15 protein-coding genes are annotated in these 13,784 nt (G+C 64.1%); 7 read left to right on the top strand and 8 right to left on the bottom strand.

The window, feature by feature from the left end:
• Positions 1-31: 31 nt before the first annotated feature.
• Entirely contained in the window at positions 32-1,267 is a 1,236-nt protein-coding gene (locus AC56QP_RS18905; RefSeq protein WP_489858569.1) for an amidohydrolase/deacetylase family metallohydrolase, read from the bottom strand.
• Positions 1,268-1,295: 28 nt separating this feature from the next.
• A complete protein-coding gene (locus tag AC56QP_RS18900) occupies positions 1,296-1,661 on the bottom strand; it encodes a RidA family protein (protein ID WP_489858570.1) in 366 nt (121 codons plus the stop codon).
• A 219-nt stretch (positions 1,662-1,880) separates the two neighbouring features.
• On the opposite strand from AC56QP_RS18900, the gene AC56QP_RS18895 reads away from it, so the two are divergent.
• The 3 genes from AC56QP_RS18895 (at position 1,881) to AC56QP_RS18885 (ending at position 3,493) form a co-directional block, all read left to right on the top strand.
• Positions 1,881-2,366: a hypothetical protein gene (locus tag AC56QP_RS18895; RefSeq protein ID WP_489858571.1), complete on the top strand. Its 486-nt coding sequence runs from the start codon at positions 1,881-1,883 to the stop codon at positions 2,364-2,366.
• Positions 2,367-2,528: 162 nt separating this feature from the next.
• On the top strand, positions 2,529-3,284 hold the full coding sequence (locus AC56QP_RS18890) for a COG4280 domain-containing protein (protein ID WP_489858572.1): 756 nt from the start codon (positions 2,529-2,531) through the stop codon (positions 3,282-3,284).
• Entirely contained in the window at positions 3,281-3,493 is a 213-nt protein-coding gene (locus AC56QP_RS18885) for a hypothetical protein (protein WP_489858573.1), read from the top strand. Before AC56QP_RS18890 ends, AC56QP_RS18885 begins: the two co-directional genes overlap by 4 nt.
• 11 nt (positions 3,494-3,504) lie before the next feature.
• On the opposite strand, the gene AC56QP_RS18880 is transcribed toward AC56QP_RS18885, so the two are convergent.
• Positions 3,505-4,140, bottom strand: coding sequence for a methyltransferase family protein (locus AC56QP_RS18880; protein ID WP_489858574.1), 636 nt, complete (start codon positions 4,138-4,140; stop codon positions 3,505-3,507).
• 295 nt (positions 4,141-4,435) lie between these two features.
• On the opposite strand from AC56QP_RS18880, the gene AC56QP_RS18875 reads away from it, so the two are divergent.
• The 3 genes from AC56QP_RS18875 to AC56QP_RS18865 all read left to right on the top strand — a co-directional run bounded on the left by AC56QP_RS18875 (position 4,436) and on the right by AC56QP_RS18865 (position 7,414).
• Positions 4,436-5,230, top strand: a complete 795-nt coding sequence (locus tag AC56QP_RS18875; protein ID WP_489858575.1) for a COG4705 family protein — start codon at positions 4,436-4,438, stop codon at positions 5,228-5,230.
• A 133-nt stretch (positions 5,231-5,363) separates the two neighbouring features.
• Positions 5,364-6,047: a winged helix-turn-helix domain-containing protein gene (locus AC56QP_RS18870; protein ID WP_091575911.1), complete on the top strand. Its 684-nt coding sequence runs from the start codon at positions 5,364-5,366 to the stop codon at positions 6,045-6,047.
• Positions 6,044-7,414 carry a HAMP domain-containing sensor histidine kinase gene (locus AC56QP_RS18865; RefSeq protein WP_489858576.1) on the top strand — a complete coding sequence of 457 codons (1,371 nt, stop codon included), beginning with the start codon at positions 6,044-6,046 and terminating at the stop codon, positions 7,412-7,414. Before AC56QP_RS18870 ends, AC56QP_RS18865 begins: the two co-directional genes overlap by 4 nt.
• Positions 7,415-7,456: 42 nt before the next feature.
• Here the strand turns inward: AC56QP_RS18865 and AC56QP_RS18860 are convergent, their stop codons facing one another.
• Together AC56QP_RS18860 and AC56QP_RS18855 are read right to left on the bottom strand one after the other, a co-directional pair.
• On the bottom strand, positions 7,457-7,633 hold the full coding sequence (locus AC56QP_RS18860) for a hypothetical protein (protein ID WP_489858577.1): 177 nt from the start codon (positions 7,631-7,633) through the stop codon (positions 7,457-7,459).
• A 209-nt stretch (positions 7,634-7,842) separates the two neighbouring features.
• Positions 7,843-8,271 carry an Lrp/AsnC family transcriptional regulator gene (locus AC56QP_RS18855; protein WP_256753267.1) on the bottom strand — a complete coding sequence of 143 codons (429 nt, stop codon included), beginning with the start codon at positions 8,269-8,271 and terminating at the stop codon, positions 7,843-7,845.
• A gap of 123 nt (positions 8,272-8,394) precedes the next feature.
• Here AC56QP_RS18855 and AC56QP_RS18850 point away from each other — a divergent pair, with 123 nt between their 5' ends.
• Positions 8,395-9,498 (top strand): saccharopine dehydrogenase family protein, encoded by a 1,104-nt coding sequence (locus AC56QP_RS18850; protein ID WP_489858578.1) that lies wholly within the window; start codon positions 8,395-8,397, stop codon positions 9,496-9,498.
• A gap of 293 nt (positions 9,499-9,791) precedes the next feature.
• Here the strand turns inward: AC56QP_RS18850 and lpdA are convergent, their stop codons facing one another.
• From lpdA to AC56QP_RS18835, 3 genes are all read right to left on the bottom strand, one after another.
• Positions 9,792-11,189 carry a dihydrolipoyl dehydrogenase gene (gene lpdA / locus AC56QP_RS18845; protein ID WP_489858579.1) on the bottom strand — a complete coding sequence of 466 codons (1,398 nt, stop codon included), beginning with the start codon at positions 11,187-11,189 and terminating at the stop codon, positions 9,792-9,794.
• A 246-nt stretch (positions 11,190-11,435) separates the two neighbouring features.
• Complete coding sequence (locus AC56QP_RS18840; RefSeq protein WP_489858580.1) at positions 11,436-12,767, bottom strand: dihydrolipoamide acetyltransferase family protein; 1,332 nt, start codon at positions 12,765-12,767, stop codon at positions 11,436-11,438.
• Between the two features lies 1 nt (position 12,768).
• Positions 12,769-13,782: an alpha-ketoacid dehydrogenase subunit beta gene (locus tag AC56QP_RS18835; RefSeq protein WP_489858581.1), complete on the bottom strand. Its 1,014-nt coding sequence runs from the start codon at positions 13,780-13,782 to the stop codon at positions 12,769-12,771.
• Positions 13,783-13,784 lie beyond the last annotated feature (2 nt).

Here is a 13,784-nt window from a genome sequence, read left to right as displayed (position 1 = left end):
GTCGGCGCTCATCAACCGCGCACCGCGCTGGTCAATCGTGCCGATGCCCAAAGTGCCTGGCCGCGATATCGACATGCGTGTGCCCGCCCTGCGGTTCGAAACGCTCGGTCTCGCTGACATCGTTTGCCGCCTCGTTCGGCCACCAGGTGCCGCCGATGACGATGCCTTCGCAGATCAGCCTCTGGTCGGCGACCAGCGATGCGCCGACCGCATCGACAAAGGTGAAGCGGCCCGGGCGTTGCCGAAGCACGGCGACGTCGCCGACGGTGCCGACCGCCAGCGTGCCCAAATCAGCGCGGGCGATCGCCTGCGCCGGACGCTGCGTCGCCGCGCGTAGGACCTCGACCAGCGGCATGCCGAGCGCCAGCAGTTTCGACATGCAGACCAGGATGTCGAAGGCCGGCCCGTCGACGCAGTAGAGATGCACGTCGCTGCTGATGACGTCGGGCGCCAGCCCGTCCTCGAGCATGGCTCTCGCGACCGCGAAATCGAACGAGCCCATGCCATGGCCGAGGTCGAAGATGACGCCGCGTTCGCGCGCCAGCCGCATGTCGGGCCTGACCGCGCCGGAGGCAAACACCGGCGCGTTGGGAAAGGGGCGAAAGCAGTGGGTGAGGATATCGCCCTTGCGCAGGCGCGGCAGCACTTCCGAGCGGCCGGGCGGTGGCTCGTCGATATGCGCCATCAACGGCAGGCCGGCCTTGTCCGCCGCCTCCAGCGCGAGATCGACCGGGGCGATGCCGCTGGTGCCGCCGGCATGGCGTCCGGAGCGAACTTTCACGCCGACGACCACGTCGGCGTGCTCGCGCACCGCCGCGACGACCTCGCGCGGATCGCAGAGCCTCAGATCGCTGCACTCGCCGACCGACACCGTCTGCGAGAAGCCGAAGATGCCGGCAAAGGAAATGTTGACATAGGCGAGGATGCGCACCTTCGAGCGCTCGATGACATGGCGGCGGAAGCCGAGGAAATTGCCCGCGCCCGCACTGCCAGCATCGATGAAGGTCGTGGTGCCGCTCTTGGCGGCAAGACGGTCGGCGTCAACGCCAAGCGAGGTGCCGCCCCAGTAGACGTGGCTGTGCAGGTCGACCAGGCCGGGCGTGACGATGCAGTCTCTCGCATCGATGACTTGCGTGGCGTGTTCGGCATCGATCGCGGCTTCGATCGCGGCGACACGACCACTGGTGATGGCAACATCGCGCTGCCCGTCAAGACCCGTGGCCGGGTCGATGACGCGGCCGCCCTTTATCAGCAGATCAAATTGCATCGGCACCTGCCTCCGTCGTCTCTTGCCGTCAGACCGGCCGATAGGCGACGGCCTCGACTTCGATCTTGATGTCGATCATCAACCGCGATTCGACCGTAGTCCGGGCCGGCGGGTTCTTGGGAAAATGCCTGGCATAGACGGCGTTGAAGGCGCCGAAATCGCGCGCGTCTTCCAGCCAGACCGTCGTCTTGACCACATCGTCCATGGTGCAGCCGGCGAGCGCCAACGCCGCCTTGACGTTCGACAGCACCTGTTCGGTCTGTTCGGATATGCCGCCCTTGACCACGATGCCGTCGCTGCCGACCGGAACCTGGCCGGAGACATAGACCAAATCGCCGGCCCGCACGGCCGGCGACAACGGCACATGGGACGTTCCAAAACATTGCTTCGGCAAGGCACAGCCTCCTCTGATGACGCGACGGGACGCCACGGCGGCTCCCGCTTCGATCGACATTTACCCCGATCGGGGCGATCCTCATAGAGGCCTTGTTGGAAAGCAACATTCTTCGAAATCCATGTTGCTTTATTACAGAAGCGCTTGCATCGTGCCCATCGACAGGCAGTCTTCAGGCCGCAACGGACAGACGCATTTCCAGACCCGGAGAAAACAGCAATGACCTATGACAAGAACCCGTTTCCGGCAGGCGACGCCGATCGCCACGCGCTTTGGGAAATGCTGGTGCGGCGCGACATCGATGCTTTCATCAGCCAGGACTGCTCGATGGTCGAGGATGATTTCGTGGCCTCGAGCTTCTTTGGCATGCACGCGCATTTCCTCGGCAATGCCGACGCCTGGCGGCTGCAGTTTCCCCGGCTGGAAGTCTATCGCGACGAGTGGCTGCGCCAGGCCAAGGAGACCGCGGCGACGAAATTCGCCGAGCCGCTGCGCGAGGCGCTGTTTCGCGTCACCAACATGCGCGACATCGATGTCGACGGCGACCGCGCCGTGCTGCACAAGAAATTCGACGGCACCATTGCCAAGGCGGACGGCGGCGTCGACAGGCTGAAATGGCAGACGCTGTATTTCTGCACCAAGGTCGCGGGCAGCTGGAAGATCGCCGGCTTCGTCGGCTACATGCCGCACCCGCTCGGCAGCTAGAGTCCGGGAAAAGGCGGCAGGCGCGACCCTCATTAGCCGGCTATGATATTGCCCGGACCCTCGCCCCTCCGCGCCCATTGCATACGGATCTGCGAGAATTCTCTGTCGGACGCCGTGGCGATGTCTATGCTGGGAAGCGTGCCTTCCCGCAGGACAGGAGCCATGACCAATTTAGCACCGTTGGTTTCGACCATAAGCGCGGCCTTTCTCGGCTCGTTCGTCGAGATGGTCGAAGCCTTCACGATCGTGCTCGCGGTCGGCCTGACCCGGGGCTTGCGGCCGGCATTGACCGGCGCCGTACTGGCACTGGCGGTCCTGACCGCGCTCGTGCTGGCTTTCGGACCATTGCTGGCGCTTGTTCCCATCACCATCCTGCAATTCGCGGTCGGCGTGCTGCTCATCCTGTTCGGCATGCGGTGGCTGCGCAAGGCCATCCTGCGCAGCGTCGGAATTGTCCCGTTGCATGACGAGGAGGCGGCCTTCTCGAAGGAGACCGCGGCGCTTCGCCGGCAGGCCGGCGATCGCCGGGCGGACTACCTGGCCGGGCTGGCGGCATTCAAGGCGGTGCTGCTGGAAGGTGTCGAGGTGGTGTTCATCGTCATCGCGGTTGGCGGGGCGCATGGACAGACACTCAACGCCAGCCTCGGAGCGCTGGCAGCGTTTGTCCTGGTGATGGTGATCGGCCTCGCCGTGCATCGCCCATTGGCGCGCGTTCCCGAAAACGCCTTGAAGTTCGTTGTCGGCCTGATGCTGACCAGCTTTGGCATTTTCTGGACCGGTGAAGGCATCGGCGCCGACTGGCCCGGCGCCGATCTCGCCTTGCTGGCGATCTTCGCGGTCGTTGCGCTCGCATCCCTTGCCATCGTCCGCTGGCTGCGCGAGACCCGCCCCGCTCCGGCCGGAGAACGTCCTCGATGAAAATCGTGCGTATCGTCCTGAAAGAGCTCGCCGGCATGTTCATCGACGATGGCAGCCTGGCGCTGCTGGCGCTGATCCTGATTGCCGGGGTCACCGTGGCGGTGAAGCTGCTGGCGCTGCCGCCGCTTCTCGGCGGCATCCTGCTGCTGATTGGCTGCCTGGCTATTCTCGTGCGGAGCGTGCGGCGGGCCGCATCGCGGCCCCCATGATCAGCCGATGATCAATAGAGGGTGACGAAGGGCTGGAACAGCAGGCCGGTCGCCCTGAAATGCTCGACCAGTTCAATGGCCGGGAAAATGGCAAGGAAATAGAGCCCGTCGTAGAACGTACGCTTCAGCGCGCGCGTCGAAAGCTGCAGCTCGTCGAGGTCGTGGTACAGCAACGGATTCGGCCAGAACCGGGGCGTGCTGCGCGCGTAGGCAACGTAGGCGGGGCCGAACTTGCCCAGCAGATATTCGGCTTCCTTGCGCGCCGTGACCCGGAAGATCAAAAAGCTGGCGAGGCCGAGCGCCACGGCCGCCAGCAGCGAGCCATAGATCAACCCGACACCGACCGCCCCGACCGTCGAGAAGAAATAGAGCGGGTTCTGCATTATCGAAAACGGTCCCGCCGACACCAGTTCCTGGTTCTTCTTGGCGCCGACATAAAGGATGCTCCAAAGGCGCCCGGCAACGCAGACGAGCACCAGGCAAAAGCCGAAGAGTTCAAGCGTTTCATGACCGTTCGAACCCTCGATCAGGGCTGGTTTGGCAACCAGCAGGAGCAGCACCGCGAGCACTGCCGCGGCTCGCACGAAGATCAGCCGCTTGCGCTGGACGAAGGCTTCTGAAACCGGCTTGAGGGAAGCGTAGGTCATTGCGCGTTTTTCCTTGGGCGCTGACAGTCCGGGCAGCACTGGTCACGACTTGATGGCGGATGCAAGGCACTGGCCTTCTATCAGCGCACCGCGTGGCGTTCGTAAAGGCCTTTTGCACGGCCCGCGCCCATTCTTACGAAATTGTAAGCTGCCGGACAGGCGAGCGTGATTTTCCTTGCCTAGAATGCCGGCTCATTTCCGCTTGGCCGGGTTCGATCGGCGCGGCGACGGCTTTTCGCCCGATGAGGGTCATGGGCAGACAATTCCGCGAACCATCAGCCTCAGGACGTTTGCCATGCTCTCACCCAACACGCACCCCGCCGGACCGGGCCATAACAGGGTCCCGGACGTCACCCTCGATTTCTGGCTGATCAAGCTGATGGCGGTGACCATGGGCGAAACGGCGGCCGACTATCTCGCCGTCAACCTCGGGCTTGGGCTGACCGTCACGTCGCTGATCATGACCGCTGTCCTGGCCGTTGCCCTTGTCGCCCAGTTCGCGCAAAAGCGCTACGTGCCCTGGGCCTACTGGCTGGCGGTGGTGCTGATTAGCGTCGTCGGAACGCTGGTCACGGACAACCTCGTCGACAATTTCGGCGCGCGCCTGCAGACGACGACCATTGCTTTCTCGGTCCTGCTCGCCGCGACATTCGCGGTCTGGTACGCGAGCGAACGAACGCTGTCGATCCACACCATCTTCACCACCAGGCGCGAGATCTTCTACTGGCTGGCGATCCTCTTCACCTTCTCGCTCGGCACCGCCGCCGGCGATCTCGTCGCCGAGACCTTCGAGTTGGGCTATCTGACCACCGGCATGCTGTTCGGCGGCATCATCGGGCTCATTGCGCTTGCCTACTACCTGCTCGATCTGAACGGCATCCTGGCCTTCTGGCTCGCCTATATCCTGACGCGGCCGCTTGGCGCCTCTTTCGGCGACCTGCTGTCGCAGCCGGTCGAATATGGCGGCCTCGGTTTCGGCACCATCTTCACCAGCCTGATGTTCCTTGGCTGCATCATTGCCCTTGTCCTCTACATGACGCTGAAGGAGGCGACCGACGAGGCCGAGGAAATCCTGCTGGAGTCGGATTAGGACAAAACTTCGCCAGAAAACCGGACCATGAACCCGCTGCGAGCCGCCGCGGGTTTCAGGCTCGTGATATCCTAGGAACGGATCCATGCCGGTGCTAGCCTATCCCCAAAGTCGGCAGCAAACCGGAACAGCCATGCGACTTCTTCTTGTCGAGGACGACCTCAAGACGGCCGACTACATCGTCAAGGGTTTGACCGAGGCCGGTCATGTCTGCGACTTGCTGCGCAACGGCCACGACGCGCTTTTCGCGGCGGCCAGCGGCGGCTATGACGTTATCGTGGCCGATCGAATGATCCCCGGTCTCGACGGCCTGTCGATGGTCAAGGCGATCCGCGCGGCAGGCGTGCGGACCCCGGCCATCTTTCTAACCTCCGTCGGCGGCATCGACGACCGCGTCGAGGGCCTCGAGGCGGGTGGCGACGACTATCTGGTCAAGCCCTTCGCCTTTTCAGAGTTGCTTGCCCGCATCAACGCGCTCGGCCGCCGGCCGGCCGCGCAGGAGCAGAAGACCGTCTTGCGGGTTGCCGACCTCGAGATGGACCTGATCATGCGGCGCGTCACCCGGCAGGGCCATCCGATCGACCTGCAACCGAGGGAGTTCAGCCTGCTGGAAGTGCTGATGCGCGGCGAAGGACGTGTCGTTACCCGCACCATGCTGCTGGAGCGCGTCTGGGATTTTCACTTCGATCCCAAGACCAGCGTGGTCGAGACCCATATCAGCCGGCTGCGGACCAAGATCGACAAGCCGTTCGAAGCCCAGCTCATCCACACGGTCCGCAACACCGGCTACAGTCTGCACGCCCCGCTTGCGCCATGACGGGTACAAGAGCCCGTCTGCTGCGCAGCACGCCCTTCCGGCTTGCCCTGACATTCGCCTTTCTGTTCGTGCTGGCCTTCGTGCTGTCGGGCGCCATCGTCTACCAGATGATGAGCGCCGATCTTGCCGAGCGGCTCGATGAAGCCATCAAGGAAACCTACTCGGTCGTGGCGGCGACCTATGAGACCGATCCCGAGGACCTCATCGCCACGGTCACGAGCCATTCGCAGCTCAGTCCCAAGAAAGAGCAGCTCTTTTCGCTCACCAACCCTGCCGGAAACCACGTGGCCGGCAATTTCACAGCGGCGGGCCTTCCCGACGGTTTCTCGATGTTCGACGCCGTCCTGCCCGGCGTGCCTCCAGGCACCGAGTACCGCGCCTATTCCGGCTCGATCGGCGGCAACAGTCTGACGGTCGCCTTCAGCCTTTCCGAGACGGAGGAGCTGGAAACGGTGGTGCTGATGAGCTTCGGCTGGGGGACGCTCATCATCACCGGGCTGGCCGTTGCCGGCGGTGCCCTGCTTGCCACGCGCGTCCAGCGCCGTCTCGACGGCATTGCCGCCACGATGGTGGACGTCTCGCATGGTCGGCTGGAGGCCCGCATCCCCCTGACCGGCAATGGCGACGATATCGACGTCGTGTCCACCCAGGTCAATGCGGCGCTCGACCGCCTGTCCGGGCTGGTCGAAGGCATGAGACTGGTCAGCGCCAACATCGCGCACGACCTGAAAACACCGCTCAACCGCCTGCAGATGATCCTCGACACCGCGTCGGAAAGGAACCTGTCGGGCCAGGAGGTCTCCGACGAACTGGCGGAGGCGCATGCGGAGAGCCTGCAGATCAACGAGACCTTCGACGCGCTGCTGCGGATCGCCCAGATCGAGGCTGGCGCCCGCAAGGCGCGGTTCACCGATGTCGATCTCGGAGAGGTGGTGGAAACCATCGCCGAAATCTACGCCGACGTCGCCGAGGACGATGGAAAGTCCCTGTCGGCAACGGTGCTCCATGGAAGCCAGATCCATGGAGACCGTGAGCTGCTGACGCAGTTGTTCGCCAATCTCGTGGAAAATGCCTTGCGGCACTGCCCCGCGGGCACTGCCATCGAATTGTCGGTGACCCCGCAGGCCGACCATATTCTTGCAAGGGTCAGCGACAACGGGCCCGGCATTCCGGCCGATGAGCGCGACAAGGTGTTCCAGCGGCTGTATCGGCTTGACAATAGCCGGTCGACGCCCGGCAGTGGCCTCGGCCTCAGCCTAGTGCGGGCCATCGTCGACCTGCATGGGGCGACAATCGTCCTCGAGGACTGCCGACCCGGGCTGGCGGTCACCGTGAGTTTTCCGAGAGCCAAGCCGCCGGCCGCATAGACATACCGGCGCGAACTAACGAGAACCCGGGCTGCATCGCGGCTACCACATCCACAGCGTCTGCCAGTGCTCATGCGGTGAGGAACCATTTCCCGATACAGCAATCAGCAGAAGAGCGATGGTAAAGAGCACCAGGGATGTGGTTGTCCATATCTCCTTGCTGGTTCCGCTGGAGTCGCTGCGGTACAGCATATGCGAAACCCGAACCCAGAACGTCATTGTAATTTCCATCTACGGGTTTTCGACTTTTGCCGAATATCTTTTTCCGCAGGTCAGACGTCGATATACGCTGTCAAACATACAAGGGATTTGCCGGTTTCTTACAGATCAGTAAGCGAAAAGCACTCAACGTTCGCAGCGATCAGGTCCGCACGTGCCGACGGGGAGAGTGCCGCGACGGTGCCTTCCTCGCGATCATCACCCGATGATCAGCGGTCGATGCGCGTCGACAGGATGATCGACGACAAGGTCCGCTCGACCCCGTCCATGGCACCGATCTGGTCGAGCAGCAGATCGAGATCCCGGATCGACGGCGCATCGACGATGACGATCATATCGAAATTGCCGCTGACGGAATGGAGCGCCCTGACTGGCGCCAGCGCGCGCAGGCCGCGCACCACCTTGTCGGCGAGCTTGGGCGTCACGGTGAGCAGCACATGCGCCCGCACCAGCCCCTGCTCGTAGTCCGGCGCCAGCCTGACGCCATAGCCGGTGATGATGCCGCGCTGTTCCAGCCGCTCGATCCGGCTTTGCACCGTCGTTCGCGAAACGCCGAGCTTCCGCGCGAGTTCGGCGGTCGAGGCGCGCGCATTCTCGCGCAGCAGGGAAAGCAGGGCTTGTTCGGCGTCACTGATCATTTCGACGAATCCTGTCGGCATAGTGCGCATTCAGAGTTTCGTTTCGAACAATTCCACGCTTCCTTTCGACGAGCAAGCTGCGATCCTGTCCTCAGAAATCAGCTTTCGCGCGAGGGATTGGTCATGAAGAAAATTGTGGTTGTCGGCGCCGGCAAGATCGGCTCGACCATTGCCGGTATGCTTGCCGGTACGGGTGATTATCAAGTCACCCTGGTCGACCGCTCCGGGGCGCAACTCGCCGCGGCCGAACTGCCCGCGGCGGTCGCCACGCTGGAACTCGACATCGAGGCAGCCGGCACGCTCGAAGCGGCCTTGGCCGACAAGTTCGCGGTGCTCAGCGCCGCCCCGTTCCATCTGACGACGCGCATCGCCGAGGCGGCGGCAAGTGCCGGCGTGCACTATCTCGATCTCACCGAGGATGTCGTCAGCACAAGGCGGGTCAAGGAACTGGCCCGCTCGGCCAGAAGCGCCTTCATCCCGCAATGCGGCCTTGCGCCGGGCTTCATCTCGATCGTCGCCAATGATCTGGCCAGCCGCTTCGACACGCTTGAGAGCGTGCGCATGCGGGTTGGCGCCCTGCCGCAATATCCCTCCAACGCGTTGAACTACAATTTGACCTGGAGCACTGACGGCGTCATCAACGAATATTGCGAGCCTTGCGAGGCGATCGTCGAGGGCGAGCTGGTCGAAGTGCCGCCGCTGGAGGAGCGCGAGGAATTCTCGCTCGACGGCGTCACCTACGAGGCGTTCAACACGTCAGGCGGGCTCGGCACCTTGGCGGAGACGCTGAAGGGCAAGGTGCGCACGCTCAACTACCGCACGATCCGCTATCCCGGCCACGCCGCGATCATGAAGGCACTGCTCAACGATCTTGGGCTGCGCCACCGCCGCGAGGTGCTGAAGGACATCTTCGAGAGCGCCCTGCCGGCGACGCTGCAGGACGTGGTCATCGTCTTCGTCACTGTCTCGGGCCGCAAGAACGGCCGCCTGCTGCAGGAGACCTACGCCAACAAGATCTACTCCAGGCGCATCGGCCAGACGGTGCGCAGCGCCATCCAGATCACCACTGCCTCCGGCATCTGCGCCGTGCTCGACATGCTCGCCGATGGGACCTTGCCCGCGACCGGTTTCATCAGACAGGAAGACATCGCGCTCGACGCCTTCCTCGCCAACCGCTTCGGCCGCGCCTACGCGCAGCACGAGATGGAGAGCCGGCTCGCGAGCTGAGGAGCCGCCCCTTTCCTCTCCCCCGTCGACCGGGGGAGAGGTGTCGAGCGAAGCTCGACGGAGTCGGGGTCGATCTGGCTCGGGCGTTGTTATTTCAAGCCGGAGCGATGCCTCGCCCTGTTTGAGGCGCTGTGGCGAGTTGTCAGTGGCGGCGCATTTGAGGACCGGCTTCCCCCACTCCGTCGCTGCTTCGCAGCGCCACCTCCCCCTCCGGAGGGAGAGGAAGGGAGCCTGGGGGAGTAGGTTAGCGCTGTTCCTCTCCCCTTGCGCCCCACAAGGGGGAGCGTAAACGCCTAAATATGCAGCGCGTGGCCGAGCGCCTTCAGCGCCGCTTCCTGGAACCCTTCGCCCTGCGTCGGATGCGCGTGGATTGTTCCGGCGATATCCTCCAGCCTTGCCCCCATTTCGAGCGCCAGACCAAACGCCGCCGACAGTTCCGAGACGCCCTGTCCGACCGCCTGGATGCCGAGCACCAGATGGTTGTCCGCGCGGGCGACAACACGCACGAAACCGTCCTCGCCGAGCTTGGTCATGGCGCGGCCATTGGCGGCGAAGGGGAACATCCCGATCTTGATCTCGCCGCCCAGAGCTTTTGCCTCGTCCGGCGACAGACCAGCCGTCACCAGCTCGGGGTCGGTGAAGCACACCGCTGGAATGCAGCGTTTGTCCCAGCTGCGCTTGTGGCCAGCCACGATCTCGGCGACCATTTCGCCTTGCGCCATCGCCCGGTGCGCCAGCATCGGCTCGCCGGTGACATCGCCGATGGCGAAGACGCCGCGCATCGAGCTGCGGCACTGGTCGTCGATACGGATGAATTTGCCGGCCCTGTCGAGGTCGATCTGGTCGAGCCCCCAGCCTTCGGTCACCGGCTTGCGGCCGACCGTCACCAGGATCTTGTCGGCGGCCACCTTGGCGCTCTTGCCATCCGGTGTCTCGACCAGCAGCGCATCGCCCTTGGTCAACAGGCCCTTGGCCTTGGCACCTAGCATCACCTCGATGCCGAGTTCGGCCAACCGCTTGACCACAGGCCGGGTAAGCTCGGCGTCGTACTGCGCCAGCACGCGCGGCAAAGCCTCGACCACGGTCACCTTGGCACCCATTTTCGCGAAGGCCATGCCGAGTTCGAGGCCGATATAGCCACCGCCGACGACGGCGAGCCTTTTCGGCACCTCGCCCAGCGCCAAGGCCTCGGTGGATGAAATCACCGGTCCGCCAAACGGCAGGAATAGCAGTTCGACCGGCGCCGAACCGGTGGCGATCACGATCGTTTCGGCGCGGATCACTTGGCTTCCGGTCTCGGTCTCGACCTCGACGGTCTTGCCATCGCGGAACGTCGCCCAACCCTGAACGGTCTTCACCTTGGCCTTCTTGAGCAAACCTGCCACGCCGCTGTTGAGCCGGCTGACGATGCCATCCTTCCAGGCCACGGTTCTGGCAAGGTCGAGCACGGGTGCCGAGACCGAGATGCCGAGCGGGCTGTTGCCGCCGGCCATGTGCGACACCTTCTCGAACTCTTCCGCCGCATGGATCAGCGCCTTGGACGGAATGCAGCCGACATTGAGGCAGGTGCCGCCAGGCTTGCCGGCCTCGACGATCACCGTGTCGATACCGAGCTGGCCGGCGCGGATGGCGCAGACATAGCCGCCGGGACCGGCGCCGATGACGAGCAGCTTGCAGGAGATTTCCTTCATGACGACTGCTCCCCTTCGGCGAAGGCCGCGACGTGCCTTTTCCTTCCCCCCTTGTGGGGGAAGGTGGATCGGCGCGATAGCGCCGAGACGGATGAGGGGTGTTCCAGCGAAGTGAGGCGTTGGCGTTCCCTGGAGCACCCCTCATCCGTCGCCTTCGGCGACACCTTCTCCCACAATGGGAGAAGGGGAAGCCCACACACCAGCGCCGGCAACTTCCGACGAACCGTCTTGATCAACCGCATCACTCTAATCCACGAAAATCAGCGCTGGCGTTTCCAGCAGCGCCTTTATCCGCTGGATGAAAACCGCCGCGTTCCAGCCGTCGATGACGCGATGGTCGAAGCTGGAGGACAGGTTCATCATCTTGCGCGGGATGAACTGCGTGCCGTCCCACACCGGCCGCACCATCATCTTGTTGACGCCGATGATCGCCACTTCCGGATGATTGATCACCGGCGTCGTCGCCACGCCGCCCATGGCGCCAAGCGAAGTGATGGTGATGGTCGAGCCGGACAGCTCGTCGCGTGTCGCCGTGCCGGACTTGGCCGCTTCCGCCAACCTGATGACCTCGGCGCCACAATCCCAGATGTCGCGCGCCTCGGCATGCTTGACCACCGGCACCACCAGCCCCGACGGCGTCTGCGCGGCAATGCCGATATGGATGCCGCCATGCTGGTGGATGATGCCGGCTTCGTCGTCGAACAGCGAATTGAGATTGGGCTGATCGGCGATTGCCTTGACCATCGCCCGCATCAGGAACGGCAGCAATGTCAGCTTCGGCCGCTCTGCTCCACTCCGGTCTGCGCGTTTTTCCTTGTTGAGCGCTGCGCGCAGTTCCTCCAGCGCGGTGACGTCGATCTCCTCGACATAGGTGATGTGCGGGATGCGCGACTTTGACAGCGTCATCTTCTCGGCGATCTTGCGCCGGAGCCCGACCACCTTGATGTCCTCTACCGTGTCGTTGCGGGCAAGGCCGGAGGTCTTGGCGGCCTGAGGACCGCGGGTCAGATAGGCCTCGATATCCTCGTGGCTTATGCGGCCGGCCGGGCCGGTTCCCGCAACCTGCCTGAGATCAATGCCGGCCTCCCTGGCCCGCAGGCGCACGGCCGGCGAGGCCAGCGGTTTCTCACCCTCCAGACGCGGCGCGCCAGAGACGGAAGGCTGCTGGGCGTTTTTCACAACGGCCGCAGCCGGCTTTATATCCGTTGCGCTGGCGTTTGGCGAGGCCTTCGCGATTGGCGCAACGGTTTCAGGCTTCGGCGTCGGGAGCCTCGCCGGAGCTTCGGCGGCCACCACTTCCACCTCGTCGCCGCCCTGTGGCTTCGCATTGCCCTCGCCCGCCACCTTCAGCCGTACGATGGGCGAGCCGATCGCCACCGTGTCGCCGATCTCGGCGCCCAGCCACAGGATCTGGCCATCGACGGGCGATGGGATTTCGACCGTCGCCTTGTCGGTCATGACGGCGGCGAGCACGGTGTCCTCGCGCACGATGTCGCCGACCTTGACATGCCACTCGACCAGCTCGGCTTCGGCGACGCCTTCGCCGACATCGGGCAGCTTGATGACGTGCTCGCCCATCTCAGGCCTCCATGGTTTCGATGAGAGCGCGGCCAAGCCGGGCGGGACCGGGGAAATAGTCCCACTCCTGCGCATGCGGATAGGGTGTGTCCCAGCCGGCGACCCGCGCCACCGGCGCCTCCAGATGGTAGAAACAGTTCTCTTGCACCAGCGCCGACAGCTCGGCGCCGAAGCCGGAGGTCAGCGTCGCCTCGTGCACGATGACGCAGCGCCCGGTCTTCTTGACCGACGCCACGATGGTGTCGAGATCGAGGGGCAGCAGGGTCCTGAGATCAATGATCTCGGCATCGATGCCGGTCTCCTCGACGGCGGCCTGCGCGACATAGACCATGGTGCCATAGGCGAGCACCGTGACCGCCGCGCCCGTCCTGCGGATCGCGGCCTTGCCGAGCGGTACCGTGTAGTGGCCGTCGGCGACCTCGCCGAGTTCATGCTTCGACCATGGCGTCACCGGCCGGTCGTGATGGCCGTCGAAGGGGCCGTTGTAGAGCCGCTTCGGCTCGAGGAAGATCACAGGGTCCGGATCCTCGATCGCGGCGATGAGCAACCCTTTGGCATCATGCGGGTTGGACGGCACGACGGTCTTCAGCCCCGACACATGGGTGAACAGCGCTTCCGGACTCTGGCTGTGGGTCTGGCCGCCGAAGATGCCACCGCCGGTCGGCATCCGCACCACGATCGGGCAGGTGAAATCGCCATTCGAGCGGTAGCGCAGCCGTGCCGCTTCCTGGGTCAGCTGGTCGTAGGCCGGGTACATGTAGTCGGCAAACTGAATTTCCACGCAGGGCTTCAGCCCATAGGCGGCCATGCCGATGGCCGAGCCGACAATGCCGGATTCGTTGATCGGTGCGTCAAAGCAGCGGCTCTTGCCGTATTTCGCTTGCAGACCCTGCGTGCAGCGGAAGACGCCGCCGAAGAAGCCGACATCCTCACCGAACACGACGACTTTGTCGTCACGTCCCATCGACACATCCATGGCGTCGCGGATCGCCTCGATCATGGTCCGTCTCGGCATGG

The organism is Mesorhizobium sp. RCAM 05104 (genome assembly GCF_059683645.1).
The sequence above is the reverse complement of the archived record's forward strand: the minus strand, read 5'-3'. Positions and strand labels throughout refer to the sequence as shown.

Bases quoted from the DNA above. Each gene is read 5' to 3' on its own strand.
- AC56QP_RS18870 (WP_091575911.1), top strand. From the start codon at position 5,364: ATGCGACTTCTTCTTGTCGAGGACGACCTCAAGACGGCCGACTACATC.
- AC56QP_RS18860 (WP_489858577.1), bottom strand. From the start codon at position 7,633: ATGACGTTCTGGGTTCGGGTTTCGCATATGCTGTACCGCAGCGACTCC.
- AC56QP_RS18885 (WP_489858573.1), top strand. From the start codon at position 3,281: ATGAAAATCGTGCGTATCGTCCTGAAAGAGCTCGCCGGCATGTTCATC.
- AC56QP_RS18865 (WP_489858576.1), top strand. From the start codon at position 6,044: ATGACGGGTACAAGAGCCCGTCTGCTGCGCAGCACGCCCTTCCGGCTT.
- AC56QP_RS18850 (WP_489858578.1), top strand. From the start codon at position 8,395: ATGAAGAAAATTGTGGTTGTCGGCGCCGGCAAGATCGGCTCGACCATT.
- AC56QP_RS18905 (WP_489858569.1), bottom strand. From the start codon at position 1,267: ATGCAATTTGATCTGCTGATAAAGGGCGGCCGCGTCATCGACCCGGCC.
- AC56QP_RS18835 (WP_489858581.1), bottom strand. From the start codon at position 13,782: ATGCCGAGACGGACCATGATCGAGGCGATCCGCGACGCCATGGATGTG.
- AC56QP_RS18895 (WP_489858571.1), top strand. From the start codon at position 1,881: ATGACCTATGACAAGAACCCGTTTCCGGCAGGCGACGCCGATCGCCAC.
- lpdA (WP_489858579.1), bottom strand. From the start codon at position 11,189: ATGAAGGAAATCTCCTGCAAGCTGCTCGTCATCGGCGCCGGTCCCGGC.
- AC56QP_RS18840 (WP_489858580.1), bottom strand. From the start codon at position 12,767: ATGGGCGAGCACGTCATCAAGCTGCCCGATGTCGGCGAAGGCGTCGCC.
- AC56QP_RS18875 (WP_489858575.1), top strand. From the start codon at position 4,436: ATGCTCTCACCCAACACGCACCCCGCCGGACCGGGCCATAACAGGGTC.
- AC56QP_RS18890 (WP_489858572.1), top strand. From the start codon at position 2,529: ATGACCAATTTAGCACCGTTGGTTTCGACCATAAGCGCGGCCTTTCTC.
- AC56QP_RS18880 (WP_489858574.1), bottom strand. From the start codon at position 4,140: ATGACCTACGCTTCCCTCAAGCCGGTTTCAGAAGCCTTCGTCCAGCGC.
- AC56QP_RS18855 (WP_256753267.1), bottom strand. From the start codon at position 8,271: ATGATCAGTGACGCCGAACAAGCCCTGCTTTCCCTGCTGCGCGAGAAT.